The 16977-nt window shown below is 63.9% G+C and carries 20 protein-coding genes, 1 tRNA gene and 1 pseudogene; 13 read left to right on the top strand and 9 right to left on the bottom strand.

Features of this window, described 5'->3' with window-relative positions; translation table 11 throughout:
* Positions 1 to 18: 18 nt before the first annotated feature.
* On the bottom strand, positions 19 to 981 hold the full coding sequence (locus RH831_RS10155; RefSeq protein WP_310554058.1) for a zinc-dependent metalloprotease: 963 nt from the start codon (positions 979 to 981) through the stop codon (positions 19 to 21).
* Positions 982 to 1066: 85 nt separating this feature from the next.
* Here RH831_RS10155 and RH831_RS10150 point away from each other — a divergent pair, with 85 nt between their 5' ends.
* From RH831_RS10150 to RH831_RS10135, 4 genes are all read left to right on the top strand, one after another.
* On the top strand, positions 1067 to 1666 hold the full coding sequence (locus RH831_RS10150; protein WP_310554057.1) for a TetR/AcrR family transcriptional regulator: 600 nt from the start codon (positions 1067 to 1069) through the stop codon (positions 1664 to 1666).
* Positions 1667 to 1788: 122 nt separating this feature from the next.
* Complete coding sequence (locus tag RH831_RS10145) at positions 1789 to 3243, top strand: hypothetical protein (RefSeq protein WP_310554056.1); 1455 nt, start codon at positions 1789 to 1791, stop codon at positions 3241 to 3243.
* The gene (locus RH831_RS10140) at positions 3240 to 3902 is read left to right on the top strand and encodes an ABC transporter ATP-binding protein (RefSeq protein ID WP_070364623.1); all 663 of its coding nucleotides are present in this window, start codon (positions 3240 to 3242) and stop codon (positions 3900 to 3902) included. Before RH831_RS10145 ends, RH831_RS10140 begins: the two co-directional genes overlap by 4 nt.
* A gap of 41 nt (positions 3903 to 3943) precedes the next feature.
* A complete protein-coding gene (locus RH831_RS10135; protein ID WP_396275466.1) occupies positions 3944 to 5044 on the top strand; it encodes an ABC transporter permease in 1101 nt (366 codons plus the stop codon).
* On the opposite strand, the gene RH831_RS10130 is transcribed toward RH831_RS10135, so the two are convergent.
* Positions 5045 to 5269, bottom strand: coding sequence for a hypothetical protein (locus tag RH831_RS10130; RefSeq protein ID WP_310554054.1), 225 nt, complete (start codon positions 5267 to 5269; stop codon positions 5045 to 5047).
* 89 nt (positions 5270 to 5358) lie between these two features.
* Between RH831_RS10130 and RH831_RS10125 the strand changes: the two genes are divergently transcribed.
* The 6 genes from RH831_RS10125 (at position 5359) to RH831_RS10100 (ending at position 9215) form a co-directional block, all read left to right on the top strand.
* Entirely contained in the window at positions 5359 to 6423 is a 1065-nt protein-coding gene (locus RH831_RS10125; RefSeq protein ID WP_310554053.1) for a M20/M25/M40 family metallo-hydrolase, read from the top strand.
* Positions 6424 to 6467: 44 nt separating this feature from the next.
* A complete protein-coding gene (locus RH831_RS10120) occupies positions 6468 to 6653 on the top strand; it encodes an LSM domain-containing protein (RefSeq protein WP_070364627.1) in 186 nt (61 codons plus the stop codon).
* Complete coding sequence (locus RH831_RS10115) at positions 6650 to 6826, top strand: 50S ribosomal protein L37e (RefSeq protein WP_071932827.1); 177 nt, start codon at positions 6650 to 6652, stop codon at positions 6824 to 6826. The genes RH831_RS10120 and RH831_RS10115 overlap by 4 nt, the downstream gene beginning before the upstream one ends.
* A 155-nt stretch (positions 6827 to 6981) precedes the next feature.
* Positions 6982 to 8430 carry an amidophosphoribosyltransferase gene (purF, locus tag RH831_RS10110; RefSeq protein WP_310554052.1) on the top strand — a complete coding sequence of 483 codons (1449 nt, stop codon included), beginning with the start codon at positions 6982 to 6984 and terminating at the stop codon, positions 8428 to 8430.
* Between the two features lie 84 nt (positions 8431 to 8514).
* A tRNA-Leu gene (locus RH831_RS10105) sits at positions 8515 to 8599 on the top strand.
* Between the two features lie 337 nt (positions 8600 to 8936).
* Positions 8937 to 9215, top strand: a complete 279-nt coding sequence (locus tag RH831_RS10100) for an acylphosphatase (RefSeq protein ID WP_310554051.1) — start codon at positions 8937 to 8939, stop codon at positions 9213 to 9215.
* Between the two features lie 6 nt (positions 9216 to 9221).
* Here the strand turns inward: RH831_RS10100 and RH831_RS10095 are convergent.
* The 3 genes and pseudogenes from RH831_RS10095 to RH831_RS10085 form a co-directional block, all read right to left on the bottom strand.
* Positions 9222 to 9958 (bottom strand): annotated as a pseudogene (locus tag RH831_RS10095) (FAD-dependent oxidoreductase).
* 46 nt (positions 9959 to 10004) lie between these two features.
* Positions 10005 to 10640 (bottom strand): cyclase family protein, encoded by a 636-nt coding sequence (locus tag RH831_RS10090; RefSeq protein WP_310554050.1) that lies wholly within the window; start codon positions 10638 to 10640, stop codon positions 10005 to 10007.
* A 40-nt stretch (positions 10641 to 10680) separates the two neighbouring features.
* Positions 10681 to 11136: an ester cyclase gene (locus RH831_RS10085; protein ID WP_310554049.1), complete on the bottom strand. Its 456-nt coding sequence runs from the start codon at positions 11134 to 11136 to the stop codon at positions 10681 to 10683.
* A 170-nt stretch (positions 11137 to 11306) separates the two neighbouring features.
* Between RH831_RS10085 and RH831_RS10080 the strand changes: the two genes are divergently transcribed.
* Entirely contained in the window at positions 11307 to 11708 is a 402-nt protein-coding gene (locus RH831_RS10080) for a universal stress protein (RefSeq protein ID WP_310554048.1), read from the top strand.
* 48 nt (positions 11709 to 11756) lie between these two features.
* On the opposite strand, the gene RH831_RS10075 is transcribed toward RH831_RS10080, so the two are convergent.
* A complete protein-coding gene (locus RH831_RS10075; RefSeq protein ID WP_310554047.1) occupies positions 11757 to 13535 on the bottom strand; it encodes a bifunctional metallophosphatase/5'-nucleotidase in 1779 nt (592 codons plus the stop codon).
* Between the two features lie 88 nt (positions 13536 to 13623).
* Here RH831_RS10075 and dacZ point away from each other — a divergent pair, with 88 nt between their 5' ends.
* Together dacZ and RH831_RS10065 are read left to right on the top strand one after the other, a co-directional pair.
* Complete coding sequence (gene dacZ, locus RH831_RS10070; protein ID WP_310554046.1) at positions 13624 to 14433, top strand: diadenylate cyclase DacZ; 810 nt, start codon at positions 13624 to 13626, stop codon at positions 14431 to 14433.
* Positions 14434 to 15210, top strand: a complete 777-nt coding sequence (locus RH831_RS10065) for a mechanosensitive ion channel domain-containing protein (protein WP_310554045.1) — start codon at positions 14434 to 14436, stop codon at positions 15208 to 15210. It begins immediately after the preceding gene.
* Here RH831_RS10065 and RH831_RS10060 read toward each other — a convergent pair.
* From RH831_RS10060 to RH831_RS10050, 3 genes are read right to left on the bottom strand one after another with little or no spacing between them, the layout of a single operon-like run.
* Positions 15207 to 15698 carry an acyltransferase gene (locus RH831_RS10060; RefSeq protein ID WP_310554044.1) on the bottom strand — a complete coding sequence of 164 codons (492 nt, stop codon included), beginning with the start codon at positions 15696 to 15698 and terminating at the stop codon, positions 15207 to 15209. The two genes, RH831_RS10065 and RH831_RS10060, sit on opposite strands and share 4 nt — an antisense overlap.
* A gap of 40 nt (positions 15699 to 15738) precedes the next feature.
* Positions 15739 to 15903 (bottom strand): HEWD family protein, encoded by a 165-nt coding sequence (locus RH831_RS10055; protein ID WP_310554043.1) that lies wholly within the window; start codon positions 15901 to 15903, stop codon positions 15739 to 15741.
* 51 nt (positions 15904 to 15954) lie between these two features.
* Positions 15955 to 16950, bottom strand: a complete 996-nt coding sequence (locus tag RH831_RS10050; RefSeq protein ID WP_310554042.1) for a DUF5784 family protein — start codon at positions 16948 to 16950, stop codon at positions 15955 to 15957.
* Positions 16951 to 16977 lie beyond the last annotated feature (27 nt).

The raw sequence follows: 16977 nt of genomic DNA, 5'->3' as shown, positions 1-16977 counted from the left end.
AAACCATGTCGCTCTCAGTCAGTTGGGTGCCGTGGGTAGGACACGATCGAGCCAGCGACCCGGCGCTTCGAGTTCCGACTCGCGGGGCAGGTTCCCGGGTTCGTCCCACACCGCGCCGGCCGCTTCGAGCCCCCGTTCGGCCACGATGGCGTCGAAGAAGGCCCGGCCACGTTCGTACTGCTCGCGCTTGCGATCCAGCCCGAGCAGTCTCGAAACGAGGGTGGAGAGTGGTCCACCGCTCTGTCGGCGCGTGTCCAGTTTCCGTCGGAGCTCCGCCGAGGGCTCGTCGAACGCCTCGTCCATGAGGAGTTCGGCGTACCCCTCCACGACGGTCATCGCGCGATTTAGCTCCCCGTACTCTTCTTTCGGGAGCGATCCGGTGGCGAGCGCCGCGACGATCCCGGTGACTCGCTCGGCGAGGTAGGGCCGGAGCCAGGGTGCGGCCCCGAACTCGGCCGCGTGAGCGACCTCGTGAAACGCGATCCAGCGGCGGAATCGCTCGACCGGCACGTCCAGTTCGGCGGCGGTCGACATCAGGTTCGGATGCACGACGTAGAGTCGGTGGGGCTCGGATTCGGCGAACAGAAGCGGGTCGTACTGGCCCAGGACCCGCCGCGAGAGGTAGGCGACCGAGCCGGCGATCGAGGCCGTGTTGAGGGGGCCGGTGATTCCAGGCAGTGCTCCCGGTCGGTCCGAAATCGGCTCGAAGGCGGTTTCGAGTGTTTCGAGTGTCGCCTCGATCCAGTGGTGGCGGTTCTGCACCTGTATCGTCCGCGGGAGATCGAATTCGATCCCGGCTGTCGCCTGGATCTCCCGGTGGGCCGCTTGCAGATCCTCGGCGTAGGCCCCCCGAACCGAGTCGGAGAGCCCGAGGTCACCGGGGTCGGTCAGTTCGTGTGCGGCCCGGCGGGCGGCTGCCCAGTCGACGCCGCCGTTCCCGTCCGCGCCCAGGAGTGCCCTGGCGCCCCCGATCGGATTCATACGGGTTGTAGTCCGCGGACGGGGGAAGGTCTTCCGGGCACTCGACCAACATCGCTTTACGCGGTGATCAAATATTCATTCAGCAATGGTCGAGCGACACGCGTTTCTCGAGGAGCCGGCGAACACCCGCGAGGCCATTATGCAGGCGACCTATCACGCACTCTGTGAGTACGGATACGCGGGATTGACGATCTCCCGGATCGCCGAGTTCTTCGAGAAGTCAAAGAGCCTGCTCTATCACCACTACGAGAGCAAGGACGAACTCCTCCTGGATTTTCTCGGGTTCATGCTCGAGGAGTTCGAGTCGGTGCCCGAGAAGCGTGAGGCGGCGGCCGACGAGCGGCTGGCCGAGTTCTTCGATCAGGCGCTCTCGGACACCCAGCCCGAGGAGGCCCGCAACTTCACGCGAGCGATGGTTGAATTGCGGGCCCAGGCGGCTCACGACGACCGATTTCGTGAGCACTTTAGTGACAGCGATCAGGTCTTTCACGATCGACTGGCCGACATCATCCAGGCCGGCATCGAGTCTGGCACGTTCCGGGACGTGGACTCTGATCGGGTCGCCGCCTTCCTGCTGGCGACGATCAACGGCGCGATGACCCAGCAGGTCACCGCCCGGAGCGAGGACACGGATCAGGTCCGCGAGGAACTCTCGCGGTACGTCTCGTCGGTTCTGGAGCCCTGATCTGGGCCTGCCAGAAGACCTATCCATGTTGAATGAATATTCAGTTACGAAGATCGATGAGCTACTATCCCACCCGCACAGCTCCTGGGACGAACCTTGATGCCCTCTCGGAGCGCTGAATCGTGCGCTCTCGTCCCGTAACTGGCCTGCTCACCCTGGTTTTGATCATTGCCGCCGTCACGGTCGCGGTTCCGGTGAGTGGTTCGATCTCGAACCTCGCGATCGAGTCCGCGACGCCGACTGTCGAGGATCCGGCCCCAGGCGAGCGGTTTTCCGTGTCCGTCACGATCGCGAATTACGACGATCTGGAGGCCTTCGAGGTCACCGACGTCTACATCCGTGACGCCGGGCGGGCGAACGAACACGCCCGGGTCGAAGACGTCGGCACGGTTCGCCCCGGTGGGAGCCTCACCGTGCCAATTTCGCTCTCTTTTGACGACCCGGGAACCAAGGATCTCAGGGTTCACACTCGGGTCGAGAACGAGACTGGCGATCACCGATCGGTCTCCTACCCGCTTACTATCGACGTCGAACCCCCGGATGAGGCCGTTCTGCGTATCGACGACATCGACGCCGTCGCCGGCCAGGAGGAGCAGGTGAACGTCACCGTCTCGAACGGTGAGGATCGCCCGCTCTCGAACGTCAGACTCGAACTCGGGGGCGATGCGATCGTCGACAACGCCGAGCGGGTGACTGCGTCGCTGGAGGCAGGCACCCAGGCCGTCCACGGCTACGACCTGACCTTCGCCGAAGCCGGCCGGCAGACGCTCACCGGAACGGTAACCTACCGGACGGCCGACGGCCAGACCCGCTCGATCGACCGGTCGATGACTGTCGATGTCGAACCGGCCAGAAACGACCCCGAACTCACCCTGACGCCGATCCAGTCACCTGACGGGCCCGCGCTGGAGGCGACCCTCGTGCAATACGGAAACGCCGAACTGCGGGATGTCGAACTCCGGGCGGTCAGGGACGGGCGGATACTCGCCCGATCCGTGCTTGATGACGTGCCGGCGACGGAGTCCCGAACGGCGACCTTCGACGGAGCGACGCTCGGGACCGGGAACCTGACTGTCTCCGCGTCTTACACCGCGTCCGGAACTGATCGGACGATCGAAGCCAGCCGGGACTACCAGCCGACCGACACCGCATCGATCGTCCTCTCCGGAGTCGAGGCCACTCGCGAGGGCTCGATCGTCACCTTGCGTGGTGATGCCGCGAATGTGGGCAGCAACGATGTCGAATCGGTTCGGGTCGCGATCGAGCCCGCAACTGGTGTCACTCCCAGTTCGCCGTCACGTGATTACTTCATCGGCGGGATCGAAGCGAGCGAGTTCGGGACCTTCGAGCTTACGGCCAACGTCACCGACGCGGCCGAAGTGGTCCCGGTTCGGGTTGCCTACTCGGCCGGCGGCGAGCAGTTCGAAACGCATGAGACCGTCGAACTCGACGGCGAGGCGGGCGAATCGGACGCCGAAGACCAGTCAGGAACTGGTGGGCTGGGGCTGGTCCGGCTCGGGATCGTTGGCCTCGTGGGGGCCCTGATCGGCGCGGCACTGTATCGCTGGCGCACATGAGCATCCTCGAACTCGAAGGGGTCATCAAGCGCTATCGGAGTGGGAGCGAGACTATCGAGGCCCTGAAAGGCGTGGACTTTCACGCTGACCGGGGCGAGATGGTGACCGTGATCGGCCCCTCCGGGTCGGGCAAGAGCACGATGCTCAACATGACCGGGTTGCTGGATACACCCACCGAAGGGACCGTCCGGCTCGAGGGAGTCGACGTGTCGGGGCTCAGCGAGGACGAACTCACCGAAAAGCGCCGCTCGGGCATCGGGTTTGTCTTTCAGGACTTTCACCTGCTGCCGATGCTCACCGCCGTCGAGAACGTCGAATTGCCCTCGATGTGGGATACCAGTATCGATCGCCACGAGCGGGCGATCGACCTGCTCCGGCGGGTGGGACTCGGTGATCGGCTCGATCACCTGCCGAGCCAACTCTCCGGCGGGCAACAACAGCGGGTGGCGATCGCCCGCGCCCTGATCAACGAGCCGAAGGTACTCCTCGCGGACGAACCAACCGGGAACCTCGATCAGGAGACCGCCCGCACCATCCTGGCGGAACTCACCCGGCTCAAGACCGAGGAGAACATCGCGATCGTCGTCGTGACCCACGACGAACTGCTGATGGACTACGCGGACCGCACCGTCGAACTCATCGACGGGGTGATCACGTGAGCCGGATTGCCGCGGCCCTGTGGCGATTTCCGAGTGTCTCCATGGCCTGGCGGAACCTCGGCCGAAACCGGGTTCGAACGGCGCTGGCGGCACTCGGGGTCGTCATCGGGGTGGTCGCCATCGCCTCGCTGGGGATGGCCGGTGCAGCCCTCCAGTACCAGGCCACACAGGACCTCGGGGGGCTGGCCGACGAAGTGACGGTCACGCCCGGCGAGGACAACCCCGCTGAGGGATTGACCGAAGCACAGATCGAGGCGATCGAATCCGTCGTCACCGACGCGACGGTGGTCCCGAAGAAATCCGCGCGAACGGTGATCGAATCGGGAGGTGAACAGGCGGGCGTGAGCGTGACCGGCGTGACCGAGGCCAGTGCACTCTACGACGTGGCGTCCGGGACGGCCCCGGATCGCTTGCAATCGGGAGCCTTGATCGACAGCACGACCGCGACGGAGTTGCAGCTCGGCCTGGGTGACCCAGTCGAGTACGACGGCCGACTCTACCGGATCCGTGGCATCATCGACACCGGTGGAGGCTTCGGAGGGGCTGGTGGGAGCGGAACGCTGGTGCTCCCGGTTTCGGCCATCGACACGGAGTTGTACAGTTCAGTCAGCGTGATCGCCGCTGACGGGGAAGCGGCGACCCGAATCGCGACGGCCATCGAGGACCGACTCAACGAACGCGAAGAAGTCGTGAGTGCCACGACCCTGGCGGACATTCAGGAACAGATCGACTCGTTTTTGCGGACGCTGAACCTCGCGCTGTTCGGAATCGGATCCATCTCCCTCGTGGTGGCGAGCGTAGCGATTCTCAACGTCATGCTCATGAGCACCGTCGAACGGCGCGGCGAGATCGGCGTCCTGCGGGCGGTGGGAATCAGGCGGGGTGAAGTCCTCCGGATGATCCTGGCCGAGGCAGCGTTTCTGGGCATGATCGGTGGGGTCCTCGGTGTGCTCCTCTCGTTCGGGGTGGGACTGTTACTGTTCGAGTTCCTCGTCGGGGACGCGATGCTCGTGCTCGGCTGGCAGAGCGTGCGGTATCTGCTCCTCGGCTTCGTCTTCGCGGTCGGTGCGAGCCTCCTCAGCGGGCTCTACCCGGCCTGGAAGGCCGCGAACGACCGGCCGGTCGATTCGCTTCGCGCGTAGTCAACGGTGCAGATCGATGTTCTTGACCCGGGTTGCGAGCCGCCAGAGGGCCACGGCGAGGACGGTCGCGAACACGGCGACACCCACCGCAGTCAACGGGGACACTGGACTCCCGCTCCCTGGCTCTCCAGCACCCTTTTCGTCCCCGCCAGACCGGTCAAAGAGGACCAGTTTCGGGACGGTCTCGACCTCGATCTGATCTACGTGAAACTCGATGACACCCATACATACATGTCAACTCTCCACGAAGATAGCTCTTCGGGCTCCCCCGCCTGGATCGACCGTTTAACGTCGATGGGATCACCAGTACGGGTATGGACAGCACCCAGCGCGAATTCCTCGAAACGTTGCTCGAGACGAAAAGCCCCTCGGGCTACGAGACTCCGGCGCTCCGGGCCTGGATCGATTACGTCGCCTCGTTCGCCGACTCCGTCGAGACAGACGCCTACGGTAACGCCGTCGCTTCCTTCGAGGGCGATGGTGAGGTCTCGATTGCCGTCACAGGCCACGCCGACGAAATCGGCTATGCGGTCTCGTCGATCACCGAGGAGGGCTTTCTCCGGATCATCCCGGTGGGCGGCTCGGACCCTGCCGTCTCCCGCGGGACCCAGATCGAGATCCAGACCGACGAGGGCCCGGTCAACGGCGTGATCGCCCAGACGGCCATTCACCTGCGGGACCGGGGTGAGAGCGGTGACGTGCCAGAGATCACGGCCCAGCACGTCGACATCGGAGCCGAAGACGAGGCGGCCGCTCGCGAACTCGTCGAGGTCGGGGACCCCGCGATTCCGGCGGCCGGCATCCACGACCTGGACGGGAGCCGGATCGCCGGTCGCGGCATCGACAACCGGGCGGGCCTCTGGGTCGCCGCGGAGACGCTCCGCAAGGCCGTCAAACGTGACGTGGACGCGACCGTTCACGCCGTGGCGACCGTCCAGGAGGAACTCGGCACGAAGGGCGCGATGATGGTCGGGACCGAACTCGATGCCGACGCCGTCGTCGCGGTGGATGTCACGCATGCCTCGGACAATCCAGCCTATCCGGAGGATCAGGCAAGTGATGTTTCGCTCGGGGAGGGCCCAGTCGTGACGCGGGGGACGGCCAACCACCCCGAGTTGGTGACCGCCGTTCGTGGGGCCGCCGAGTCCGCGGACCTTCCCGTCCAGCTCCAGGCCTCGGGACGCCGGACTGGGACTGACGCGGACGCCTTCTACACCCAGCGGGGTGGCACGCCGAGTCTCAATCTCGGGATCCCGAACCGGTATATGCACACGCCGGTCGAAGTGATCGACACCGAGGATCTCTCCCAGGCCGCCGCAGTCCTGACTGAGACGGCGGCACAGGCCGAAACGGGCGCGGACTTTCGGACCTCGATTTGATCGGGTTCCGGAGCGTTTAAGCGGGCCAGGCCGTTGGCTCGCGTATGAGCGGGCGACCTCTCGATGTCCTGGAGGCGGCCCTCGAGGAATCGGTTACGGTCACGTTGAAAGGTGAGGAGACGTTCACCGGCGTCCTCGCGGGGTACGACCAGCACATGAACCTGGTTCTGGAAGCGGGAGAAGACACAACCGTTATACGCGGCGATAACGTCGTCTCGATAGACATATGACTGGATCCGGAACGCCGAGTCAGGGCAAAAAGAACACCAAGACACACGTGAAGTGCCGACGGTGTGGCGAGAAGTCCTACCACGTGAAGAAGGGCGTCTGTTCGAGTTGCGGCTTCGGAAAATCTTCAAAGCGCCGCGGCTACGAGTGGGAGTCCAAAGCGGGCGATAACTAACACCGACTTCTCCTGTCGTCTTCCCGCGTAGCGACGGCGCTGTCTCTCCTCCCACTCACTTTGATACCCACGTTCGTGGATACTTTCTCCGAAAAGCCGGCGAAAACCTGCACGTTCCCGATGGGTTTTTCCGGTGGGTCCGGTAATGAGGATCCATGTCATCCGGCGAGGTCCCAGCCCAGGACACAACGGGGCCAACCGAGAAATGTGGCGTCGTCGGGGTGAGCCACGAGACGGAGGGTGCCGCGCTTCCGACCTATTACGCGCTGTACGCCCTCCAGCATCGCGGCCAGGAGTCGGCCGGAATCGTCACCCACGACGGGTTCCAGCAGCACGAACACATCGGAATGGGGCTCGTTGGTGAGGCCTTCGACCAGGCCGATATCGACACGCTGCACGGGCAGTCGGGAATCGGGCACGTCCGCTATCCGACTGCTGGCAGCGTCGATGAGTCGAACGCCCAGCCTTTCACCGTCTCCTTCGAGGCGGGTTCCCTTGCGTTGAGTCACAACGGGAACCTCGTGAACACGGAGGCGTTGCGCTCGAAACTCACGGAACAGGGCCACGCGTTCAGTTCCGACGGCGACACGGAGGTCATCGCCCACGACCTCGCGCGGAACCTCCTCGAATCCGATCTGGTCAGAGCGGTCAAGCGAACGATGGAGCGACTGCACGGCTCCTATGCCCTCACCGTCATGCACGACGACACCGTCATGGGTATCCGCGACCCGGAGGGTAACCGACCGCTGATCATCGGGGAACTGGATGACGGCTATGTCATCGCCAGTGAGAGTGCCGCGATCGATACGCTCGGCGGCGAGGTGGTTCGGGACGTTCGACCCGGCGAACTGGTGGTCCTGGCCGAGGACGGCTCCGGGTTCGACGCCTACCAACTTCAGTCCCCCGAGCGGACCGCGAACTGCTTTTTCGAGTACGTCTATTTCGCCCGTCCGGACTCGGTCATCGACGGGGAACTGGTCTATGAGGTCCGCCGGGAACTGGGGCGGAAACTCTACGAGGAGGCGGGCGTCGAGACCGACGTGGTGATGCCGGTTCCGGACTCGGGGCGAGCCTTCGCCTCGGGGTATGCGGAGGCGGCTCCGGACGTGGAGTTCGCCGAGGGGCTGATGAAAAACCGGTACGTGGGCCGGACGTTCATCATGCCGACCCAGGAGGCCCGCGAGCGGGCGGTCCGGCTCAAGTTGAACCCGATCCGGAGCACGGTCGAGGACCGCTCGGTGACTCTCATCGACGACAGTATCGTCCGCGGGACCACCTCCCGGCAGCTCGTCGGTCTGCTCCGTGAGGCGGGGGCGGAGTCAGTCCACGTCCGCATCGGTGCGCCACCGATCACCGCCCCCTGTTACATGGGCATCGACATGGCCGATCGCGACGAGTTGATCGCCGCGGAGGGCGATGTGGGGGCCGTCGAGGAGCAGATCGGCGCGGACAGCCTGGCGTACATCTCCCCGGGGGCCGTCGCAGACTCGATCGGGACCGCACGGTCGGATCTCTGTATGGGCTGTGTCACGGGCGAATACCCCTACGACATCGAGGGGGAGGCCACCGACCGGGACGTGGCCGCCCCGGTTCTGGACGAGTGAGCCGGCTAGGGATTTCGGGCGAGCGAACGACCGAATAGAAGGGCTTTTACTTGGCGGGTGGCAATCCTCGGCTGCGTTCCGATCGCGTGGGTAGCCAAGCTAGGTCAAAGGCGCAGCGTTGAGGGCGCTGTCCCGTAGGGGTTCGCCGGTTCGAATCCGGTCCCACGCATTTTCAGCGACTCTCACCTCGCAGCGACCAGCTGTGTCGCTGCGATGAGATCGCGGGCGGAAATGCGGTCGCCGGATTCGAGCCCTGGAAACCGAGCGAAGCGAGGTTTCCTCCGGTTCGAATCCGGTCCCACGCATAGCGAGGGACGAACGAAGTGAGTCCCTCGAAGGCGAGCGGTGGAACCGCGAGCCAGTCCCACTTTTTCCGAGCGGCTGGCCCAGCCGCTCGCAAAAACTTGGGGAAAAAGACCGCTAGCGGCTGTTTCAGGTTGGATTTGAGCGCCGGGAATCGAGTACACCAAGGTGGGTTTTAGTGCTCGCTCCTGCTACCAACATTCATGACCGATCGCCAGCGAGCGCACGTCTTCGTGTCCGGACGGGTGCAGGGTGTCTTCTTCCGGGCCACCACTCGCGACCAGGCCCAGGAGCGAGACGTCGACGGCTGGGTGAAGAACCTCCCGGACGGACGAGTCGAAGCCGTCTTCGAGGGTTCAGAAGCGGCCGTAGATGGCATGATCGAGTGGTGTCACGAGGGGAGCCCTGCGGCGAACGTCGAGGCCGTGGACGTTCGCTGGGCGGACCCACAGGGAATCGAGGGCTTCGAGATCAAACGATAGCCGCTCCTACTCCTCGTCGACACTCGGGTGCTGTGTGGGTGCTGCTGGATGTGGCTCGGCGAAGTACTCGTTCATCACATCCAGCGATTCGGTTTCCCGGCGTTTTCGCTCCGCCGCGTCGATCTCCTCGCAGCCGGGCGGGACCGCTCGACCACGACCCGTGAAGTAGCCCTCGGGGGCGACCCAGTCGTGGTAAAATGGTACGTCCGAATCCTCGATTACTGCGACCCCGACCGACGCCCCGTGGCCGGCGACGATGATCGTCTGGTAGGGTTGCTCCGCGAGCCGACCCGCCGCGTACAATCCCGGAACGCCCGTTCGACCGCGCGCGTCGGTCTCGACGAAGTCCTTGCCCCGGTGTTTGATCTCCACGCCGTCGATGTCCGCCAGGTAATCCACCGTGTTCTTCGTCGCTGCGACGACTACGTCGGTCGTGAGAGTCTCTCCAGCCGCGGTTTCGCCGCGGAATCCCTGGTCCGTGGGTTGCAATCCGCCACCGTTCCTTCGTGTCGGTCACAGCCGGCACGCTCGGCCTGTGCTGCCATCATGTCGAGCAAGAGCCGGCTATTGACCCCGGCTGGAAATCCCGGGAAGTTCTCCAGGTGGGCGTTCCGTCGGAGCAACGAGCCGCCATCGTCCACGATGGTCGTCTCCAGGCCCGCCCGGGCGGTGAAAATCCCCGCCGAGAGGCCAGCCGGCCCGCCACCGACGATCAGCACGTCGCTGTCGGTCGTGTCTGCCATATGGTCACATGTATCGGCAATCCCAAAAACGAATGGGTCCAGGCGGTCACTCCCGCTGGACTGCGACGGCCCGAACTGGTGCGCCGTCAGTCCCCAGCGGAAGCGGCTGGGCGTGCAACTCGAACCGCTCGGGGACCGATTCGAGGTTGGTGAGGTTCTCGATGATCAGCAGCCCGGATCCCAGAAGCGCGTGGTGGGCCTGATAGCCTTCGGGCTCCGCTTGGTCGCGATTCGGTGACGGGGACGGATCCGGGTTGAGCGTGTCCGTCCCGACTGCGAGATTCCGCGCCGCACATCGGCGGGCCGTCTCGGGGGCCAGATACGGGTGATCGAGGTAGTGGTCGGTCCCCCAGAACTCGTCCCAGCCAGTTTGGAAGACCACACAGTCGGCCTCGGTTTCCGGGACGCGTTCGGGCGGAATTGGCTCCCTGGCATTCAGGTCACGACAATCGACGCGAACCGCGTCGAAGACGAACCGTTCGACCGGCAAGTCAGCGAGGGGCTTCCCCTCTGGTTCGGTGTGCGAGGGTGCGTCGATGTGGGTCCCGGCGTGGCTGGTCCCCTCGAACCCGGTCACCCGGTAGCCGTCCTGCTCGATAGTCTTCACCGGCGACACCTGAACCCCGGGATCGCCGGGAAACGTCGGCATGTCGGTCTCGAATCGGTGAGAGAGGTCCTGCACGATCCGCGCTACGGTTCCCGACCGGAAAACGGTGCGGGGCCTACTTCTTCGAGGCGAGTCCCATCGGCGCGACCAGGCCCAGTTCACGGACCATCCCAAGCGTGTCCCAGTAGGACCAGACCTCGGCGATCTTCCCGTCTTCGAACTCGAAGACGTTCAGTCCCGTTCCGGTGAACTCCTCGCCCTGGCCCTCGATTCCGAACAGATCCTCCGTGTGAGTCCCCTCAGAGGTCCAGCGGACCGCGACCTGATCACCCGAGCGAAACACCGATTCGACGTGGTAGTCGATGTCGGGGAAGGCCCCGTGATATCGTTTCACGAACGCCTTGACCTGCGACGGTGATTCGAGCGTTCCGGGGGTAACACTTCGAGGCCCGTGGTACTGCACGTCGTCGGTCAGTATCTCCTCGGCTACGTCCAGAACTCCCTCGTTGAACAGTTCCTCGTAGTATCGTTTGACGACGGTCTCGTGATCGGACATGGGTTGTTTACACATACCAAAGTTGGGTCTCCCGACACAAAATTGGACGGGAAGCCCGTGATTTGCGCCCCTTCTTCGCGATGACCGTCTAAACTGGCAGAGAGCGGTTGCGGCTGCCCGATGACGCGATCCGATCACCTGTTGGGCGAAGTTATATTATGTATTGCCAACAATATCTATCCGGTATGTACCAGATACTAATGCCCGTCGACCGGGACGAGGACCGAGGTGCTGCACAGGCGGAGTACGTCCTGAACTGCCCTTTCGATCACGACGAGATCGAGGTAACTGTACTGCACGTGCTCGCTCGTGAAGACGCGTCCACGGCGGACAGTGAGAACTTCGACGGAAACGAGGCGGCGATCGCAGCCGCGAATCGACTGGAGGGGGCTGGCATTACCGTCAACCGATCACTGGGCACGGGAGAACCTGTTTCGGGTCGGATCCTGGACCGGGCCGCGGAGATCGACGCGGACGAGATCGTTATGAGCGGCCGGAAGCGCTCCGGTGTCTCCCAGGTCCTGATCGGGAGCACCGCGACGGACGTGATGCAGGCGGCCAAACGCCCGGTCGTCATGGTCGGGTGAACTGAATCGAAACCGTCGTCGAATATTCCAGTTTCGGCCCGGTCCGCATCACCGGTCGACCCCGGGTGCCGGCCCCGGTTTCGGGTGATCGTATCGCTGCGGGATCATCGCCGTCTCGACGTAGGCCTGGCCACTGCCGTAATCTACGCCGGGCTGAATAAACGGATATGGTCCGTCTGCCGGCGTGTTCTGAACCCACCCCCCGGACGGAGCCGTCTCCACCCGACCGTTCACTTCGTACTCGACCGGCGAATTGGATTCCAGGAACTCGGTCAGGACCGCGGCCGGAATCTCATCCTCGATCGAGACGTTTCTGAACGGGAAGTTACAGCCCCCGAGGTCTCGTTTGGGCGCGCCGGGCCGCCGGAACGTGGCGATGCGGTAGGTCTCGTCCAGGTCGATCGGGACCCCGTCGATGTGGAACGCAATGAGCCGTCGGCCGCGTTTGGCAGTCGGATCGACGAGGAGTTCGACGTTCCCGGAGAAGGCCCGCACTCGACCGTCCTCCTGGTCGTAGACGTGCGGCGTGAAGTTGTCGATGAGCGACGTTTCGACGTGATTCCAGAGTTGTTGGCCCCAGGCGTCGCCCGCTGCAACGGGTGCGGTAACCGGGAAGAAGGTGTAGATGTCCTCGAGGGTGATCTCCCCGGCCGGAATCGCCTGACCGTACCGGTTGCCATGAGAGATCGCGAGGTCGGCATCGAGGTACTCGGCCAGCGCGTCGTTGAACAGGGTGTTCCACGGGCTTTCGAGAAACGACTGACGGGAGAGGGGGGACTTCGTCTCGCCGACGACCGTCGAGAGCGGTCGATCGAGCGTGCCGGCGCCGCGCTCGAATTCGGGATTCGACTCGAAGAAGGGTGCCCGTAGTCGCTCGACGGTCGCTTTCGTGGCCGAATCCGGAGCTGGCGTGTACTCGTGGCCGTCCACGAACGTGTAGAGGACGTGTCGGAAGGCCGGACGACCGTCGTCGAACCGAACGTCGATCCGGCCGAGGGCCTCGCTCATGCCGGATTCGACGACGACCGTTTCGGTCGAGTCGATCACGATCGGCTCGTAGGTGTACTCGTGGGTGTGAGCGCTGAGAGACACATCGACACTATCGAAGTCCTTTGCTGCCTGCACGATCCAGGGCAGGCCGATTTCGGTAACGGCTATGACGAACGACGCGCCCGCTTTTCGGGCGGCACGTGCGGTCTCGTCCAGTAGCGAGGGCGCCTTCCCGAAGGCGTACTTTTCCTCGTGGAAGGCCGGAGCCATGCGGTCGATGTAGGGATTGGTCATGCCCACGACGCCGACGGTCACGCCGCCCACCTCCACCAGGCGGTAGCCGTCGGACAACTGGCCGCCGCCCGCATCTGTGAGGTTCGCGGCGAGTGTCGGCGCGTCAAGGGCGTCGAACAGTTCCAGCGCGGAGCCATCTGTTGCTCCTTCGTGACCGAAGTCCCAGTTGCCGGGCACGTACACGTCCGGCCTGACGTGGTCGTTGATCGGCTCGATCATGATCTGCCCGTTCGTGTAGGTCGTCGGTGCGGTACCGTGGAACGTGTCTCCGGACATCGCGAGGAGCGTGTCGTACTCGGCCCGCAGAGCGTCGAGCTTCGATACATGGGTGGGGAGTCCACGAACCGTTCGAATCACGCTGTCTTCCCCCTCGAAATCGATCGGTGGGCGAGCACGGGGGTTGTCGTAGTACACCTGATGGGATGAGCCCAACTGTCCGTGAAGGTCAGCAAGGTGCGCCAGCACGAAATCCGGGCCCCCGGCGGGTGCGTCTGACCCGTCGAAGTACGTCCACTTCCCGAGGTATTTGGTATCGATGCCCATTGACCATGGTACTCACGGGTGACGTAAAACTACATCCCCGGCCCCGGGCGCACAAACGTTTTGAGGGCACCGTGAGACCCTTCTACTAATGACCGATCCGTGTGCCTTGCTGGACGACATCATCGCGGACATCGACGCCATCTTTCTGTTCTCCCCGACCCCCTCCGAGTACGAGGAGGCCCAGTCCCTGGAGGAGATTCCAGTCGTGGCCGTCGGGACGGAGAACGACGTCGACGCGGCGGTGTACGTCGATGTCCCACTGGAGTTTGACCGTGTTCGGGATTACATCAAATTCGCGCTGGAGGGGGCGACAGACCAGGAGATCGTCGAACCGGGCGACGAGGTGGCGGCCGTGCTCAGCCTGTTCAGCGACGAACGGGACATGGTCGCTCGCGTGCGCGTTCAGAGTGGCACCCACGGAATTTACGACCTGTTTACCGAATCCCGGGCCGACGCGGACGTGATTCGGGACACCTTCGACGTGGCGATCGAACTCGGGAAGAAAGGCCAGAAGGGTAAACCGGTCGGTGCGCTGTTCGTGGTCGGTGACGCCGGCAACGTGATGAACAAATCCCGGCCCCTCTCCTACAACCCCTTCGAGAAGTCCCACGTCCATGTCGGGGACCCGATCGTGAACGTGATGCTCAAGGAGTTCTCACGGCTCGACGGCGCCTTCGTCATCTCGGACTCCGGCAAGATCGTCTCCGCGTACCGGTATCTCGAACCTTCCGCGGAGGGCGTGGACATCCCGAAGGGACTGGGCGCCCGTCACATGGCGGCGGGTGCCATCACGCGGGACACCGGGGCCGTGGCGGTCGTCTTGAGCGAGAGTGACGGGATGGTCCGGGCGTTCAAGGGCGGCGATCTGATCCTGGAGCTAGATCCGGAGGAGTACTGAATGGCCGAGTGGTTCGTCGGTACCGGCGTCGAGATGCGGTATCTACTGGCCGTTACCGTGCTGATTCTCGGGGTGTTCGCGGGGTATCTCGTTGGGCGACTCAATCGAAAGATCCTGGATCGGCTGGGCGTCGACGAGGCCGTCGAGGGCACGAGCTTGGAGCGGACGGCCCGGAACCTCAACTCGGATGTCATCTCCCTTCTGGGGGCCGCATCGTCCTGGATCATTTATGCGGTTACGGCCGTATACAGTCTCGAAATCGCAGGTCTCGTCGAGACGAGTGTTCTGCTCTCGAAGTTCGCCGACCTCCTGCCGTCCTACGTGCTCGCCGCGTTCATCGTCATGGGTGGGCTGTTGGTCGGCGACAAAGTCGAAATGTCCATCGACGAGTGGCTCAAGGGGATCAAGTTTCCGGAGATAACTCTCGTTGGCCAACTCCTCCGGTACACGGTGATCTTCGTCGCGGCGCTTCTGGCACTCGCACAGATCGGAGTCGCGGTCGGCGTCCTGGTCCTCCTCTTGGGGGCCTACCTGCTTGCTATCATCGTGTTGCTCGCCGCGGCCCTCCACCAGTTGCTCGCGGCGGGCGGAGCCGGACTATTCCTCCTGCTGACCCAACCCTACACCATCGGTGATCGGATCGCGGTCGGGGAACGTGAGGGTGTCGTCCAGGAGGTCCAGCTGTTCGTGACGAAAATTGAAGAGGACGGTCGGGTGTATCTCGTCCCGAACCATCTCGTCCTCAAAAACGGCGCGACACTGGTCCTCGACGCCTAATCGACGGGTTCGGCTGGAACTCCCGCGACGGTCTCGCCGGGTGGCACGTCTTCTGTCACTAGCGAGTTCGCCGCGACTTGCGAGTCGGCTCCGATTTCGACGCCCGGGAGCACAATTGCACCGGCCCCGATCATGGCTCGCTCGCCGATCCGGACGGGGCCAGTCCGGTACTCGTCCTGAAGGAACTCGTGACAGAGGATCGTCGCGTCATAGCCCACGATCGCCTCGGACTCGACGGTGATCAACTCCGGAAAGAAGACGTCGGGCGTCGATTCGAGGGCCCACGTCGCTCCGGACTCGATTTCCATCCCGAGCCGTCGGAACAGCCAGTTTTTCAACCGGAGGCTGGGCGAGTGCCGGGCCAGGACGATCGCCGCGTAGTTCCGGGCCACGATCCAGAGGGGTTTGGCCGCTTGCCAGTAGTGGAGTGCGTTCCGGTCTCCCGGGGTTTTGCGAGCGGTTAGCCGCTCGTGGCGTGGCTCGGACACGTCAGTTCGTTGGTGGCCCCGGCGCTTGAATCCTCCGAGCTTACACGTCAATCGGGGAAAAGGTGCCAGTCACGTTCCACTCGTGCACGCAGTAGATCCGTCCAGTTGCCTTCGCGCGCCAGGTTCCTTCGTCCTCCTGCCAGATTTCTTCACGCTCACAGCGGAGACAGGCCCGTTCCGTGGGATGGCGTATCGTGACACTCATGCATGACACATGGTACCAAGAGGCAATAAGCTTGTAGCCACGGAGCCCTGATCAGGCCAGGGTACCGAGGTCCAGTGGAACGTGTCCGTCGGCGTACCCAGCCGTCGTCCCGTCGGGACGAAGCCTGTAAACCACGGCGGGTCGGTGACCCACTGCTGGTTTCGCACTCGAGACGGCCTGCCACTCCTCGTTCGTGAAACTCGAACAGTCGACCATCAGCAGGACGCCGCCGCCGTGTGCGTCGAGTTGTCCGTCGACTTTGGTCGCGGCCGTTTGCCTGACGGCCTCCACGGCCGAACTCACGCTGCGTCGGTGTGGCGGCGCCGGGTGGGTCACCTCGGCGAGATGGGATCCATCCTCACCTTCGACCCGGAAATCGAGGGAATGGCCGGTCGAGACGGGCGCCTCGGGGACGAGATCGTACCCCGCCGCATCGAGGAGATAGGCCGCGTTGAACTCTCCCATCGCTGCGGTCATGCGGATCAGGTTGAGCGCCTCCGAGGTTCCGAGTTTCCCGGCCATCAGGTGCCGGTACTCGTCGAGCACGCCAGTTTCGAGGAAGGATTCGTAGAACTGCAGGGCCGGTTCCGGGTCGTCGATCGGGAAGCCGGCCGCGTGGTCGGTGAAGAACGCCCGGGAGGTCTCACGGCCGTCCTTCGAGAGAAAGACCGGGAGGAAAAACCAGGAGAGGTGTGGATACGATTCGAGCCACGGGGTCTCCTCGTGTAACTGCGCAAGCAGTTCGCGTTCGACCCAGTCGCTGATCGGGTCCGGGACCTCCGAAAAGGCATATTTTTCCGTCCGCCAGAGCGCCTCCGGCGTCTCGGTGTTCCCCATCCAGTAGGCGCCGTGGTCGTTCCAGGCGAAAAGCGCGATGTCCCCGTTGTCCATCTCGAACCGTCTGGCCTCGTAGCCAGATGGCGGTGCGAACCACGGGGTCGAGGATGTCGCACCGAGTTTCGAATTCAGTGGGCGATAGAGCCGGTCCTGGACGGTCCCTGCGGACCAGGATTCCGTCGACCGGCGAAAGCGTAACAGACTAGCCACAGCGGTAGTACGGTGTGATCCCGTATA

The sequence above is a fragment of the Halodesulfurarchaeum sp. HSR-GB genome (genome assembly GCF_031432215.1).
GTDB lineage: Archaea > Halobacteriota > Halobacteria > Halobacteriales > Halobacteriaceae > Halodesulfurarchaeum.
This window is presented reverse-complemented; position numbering and strand designations above follow the sequence as displayed.